At 37.4% G+C, this 2,232-nt stretch carries 3 protein-coding genes and 1 pseudogene; 1 reads left to right on the forward strand and 3 read right to left on the reverse strand.

The window, feature by feature from the left end:
- Positions 1-126: 126 nt before the first annotated feature.
- Together JQC92_RS21960 and JQC92_RS21965 are read right to left on the reverse strand one after the other, a co-directional pair.
- The gene (locus tag JQC92_RS21960) at positions 127-462 is read right to left on the reverse strand and encodes a hypothetical protein (RefSeq protein WP_205001659.1); all 336 of its coding nucleotides are present in this window, start codon (positions 460-462) and stop codon (positions 127-129) included.
- A 21-nt stretch (positions 463-483) separates the two neighbouring features.
- Entirely contained in the window at positions 484-849 is a 366-nt protein-coding gene (locus tag JQC92_RS21965; protein WP_205001660.1) for a hypothetical protein, read from the reverse strand.
- Between the two features lie 208 nt (positions 850-1,057).
- On the opposite strand from JQC92_RS21965, the gene JQC92_RS21970 reads away from it, so the two are divergent.
- The gene (locus tag JQC92_RS21970) at positions 1,058-1,582 is read left to right on the forward strand and encodes a pyridoxamine 5'-phosphate oxidase family protein (protein ID WP_205001661.1); all 525 of its coding nucleotides are present in this window, start codon (positions 1,058-1,060) and stop codon (positions 1,580-1,582) included.
- Positions 1,583-1,846: 264 nt separating this feature from the next.
- Here the strand turns inward: JQC92_RS21970 and JQC92_RS23370 are convergent.
- Positions 1,847-2,023, reverse strand: a pseudogene (locus JQC92_RS23370) (hypothetical protein); the annotation flags it as partial.
- Positions 2,024-2,232: the final 209 nt, after the last annotated feature.

Raw genomic sequence — 2,232 nt, forward strand, 5'->3', positions numbered from 1 at the left:
GTAGTGAAATTGATGCAAAATCTAAGAAATCTTGCTTTTGGGGTACGGCTCTGAATTTTGCGTAAATCAGATGCCGTACATTTTAACTCTTGAAATGGATTTTTTCAGAACCGACTAATTATTTACTTATCTACTTATGGCCATTTCTGCAGCCAAAGCTTCTGAGTACTCCTCTTCATTGAGCGCCGCCATAACTTGTTCCCATTGTGAGGTTCGGTTTGTTTCGCGAGCGAGTGCAGCTCTATATTCATCTTCGCCGAGTATAGGGATAAGCTCTTGTTCGGTCGTTTCACCTGTTGACTGCCGTTCTTGAGTTTCTTGTTCGGGTATTAGTGATGCTTCGTTTTGTACTGTTGTGTTGTCTAAAGTCGATTGAGGCTCGGTAGCATTTGTTTCAGTTGGTTCCAGTTCTGGTAGTGCCTTAGCTTTTAAAATAGTGCAATCTTTATGATAATGCCTCAAAGAATAGCAGACTTTTACTTGTCAACAGGAACATTCCACGACTAAATCTCTGAAAGCTTTTTCTAATTTTTTATCTATTTTCGCCCTGATTGTTGAGCTAGCAATTCCTTTTCTGCAGGAGGGACAATCTTTTTTCTCATATTCCTTTTGGTAAAGTTTAAAGCAAGGTTCACATAAGTTATGCCCTTCTTTGTTTTCGCCACAAAAGTTTTTAATTGCAGGATTTTCAAAGCATATAGGGCATGGGTAAATGAGTTCCTTTTGATTATAAAAAGTACACTCTATCTCCTCAAACTTTACTTTATTTAGTGAAGAAGAGTTAGAAGAACTGATTTGGTTTGGAGTAGGTACTGGCGAACCTTCGCTTCGAGTGAGAGCTGTAGCCATTAGCTACGCCAAAAAATTATATTTAGGTAATAATTTATTACTTTTTAAATTCAATAATATATAAAATAATTAATCTAAGGTTCATCCCATAGGCTTCACGTTTTTCGATATCTTTAACTATCTAAAATATTAACCAAAGCGTTTTGAACTACACTCATTAAAATAATTGCAGAATGGAATTTGAGCTATGTTGAGTGTCAGAAAGTTAATGTTTCCGCTTTTATTTATAACCGTTCTTTCTGTTTCGGCTGAAGCTCAAAATACGCATTCAAATAATTTTGAGGTTGTAGCGCAAAGTATTATTCAAGACAGTGTGTACGGAAGCCTAGTGAGTATTGATAAATCTGGCTATCCTAAGTCTAGAACCGTCAAGTTCAGCCAGCCAAATGATGATTTTGTGATTTGGGTTGCGACGAAGCCAAATACTCGAAAAGTGTCTGAAATTAATGCAAACCCCAAAGTTCAGTTTCACTTTATTGCCGATGATTATAAGAGTTACTTAAGCATCATCGGTAAAGCAAGGTTGCATTCTGAACTTGAAACGATTCATCAACATGATTTTTTTGAGCCAAAGCTAAGAAAAAAGCTTTGGCCTGACTTCCCTAAAGACTATGTATTGATTCGAATTGAGCCCATTCGAGTCGAAATGTTAGGTCGTAAAATTTATCCGAACAGGGTTAATTGGAAGCCGCAGCATTTGTGTTTGCAATCGAATCATGACGTTTGTCGATGATGTTTTTATAGTTTGCAATTTCTTGTTCCCACTGAGCAACCCAGGCATCTAAGATAGGTTTGAGGTGTTTTACGCTAAGTTGCTCTCCATTTCCTCTTAGGATAGTTGTCGCTAGGAGTTCATTTGTCTCTACCTATGTAACTTTATTTTCTAGGCGAATTCAATATCTTTATCTCTAGTACCTAATAAATGTTTCCCTATGGCTATTGCGGCTCCTAAAGGAAGTAATTCAGCAGGTTCTAAATTTTATCGAGAGATTTTCACCTAAGTTATTGCGGGTTCAATGATAAATGCTCCATGGGTAGGTCTTGTGGTCACGGCAAAGTACTGTGCAACAATTTGACGGGTTTTAATCGTGAGGTAGCTCAGTATCTTATCAGCATTACTTCGCATGAATTGACTTTGCTCATCAAATTTCGGGTAATAAATAACGGGTTTAACATAAAATGAATTGGTTCAAGGGGATCATTTTCTTGCATGAGTTTAGGGCTTACCCAGCGATCTTGAATGAAGCCGGGGTATTGCGCCCATCTCTTACCTTCGTAACGATGCCATCTTTTTTGACATTCCATAAAATTCTTTTACACATAATAACTCGAACTGCTTAATCCTAAAAAAGGGGGTTACCTAAAGGTTTAGCTCTCTTTTCG

This window comes from Parashewanella hymeniacidonis, assembly GCF_016900895.1.
Lineage (GTDB): Bacteria > Pseudomonadota > Gammaproteobacteria > Enterobacterales > Shewanellaceae > Parashewanella > Parashewanella hymeniacidonis.

Bases quoted from the DNA above. Each gene is read 5' to 3' on its own strand.
- JQC92_RS21965 (WP_205001660.1), bottom strand. From the start codon at position 849: ATGGCTACAGCTCTCACTCGAAGCGAAGGTTCGCCAGTACCTACTCCA.
- JQC92_RS21970 (WP_205001661.1), top strand. From the start codon at position 1,058: ATGTTTCCGCTTTTATTTATAACCGTTCTTTCTGTTTCGGCTGAAGCT.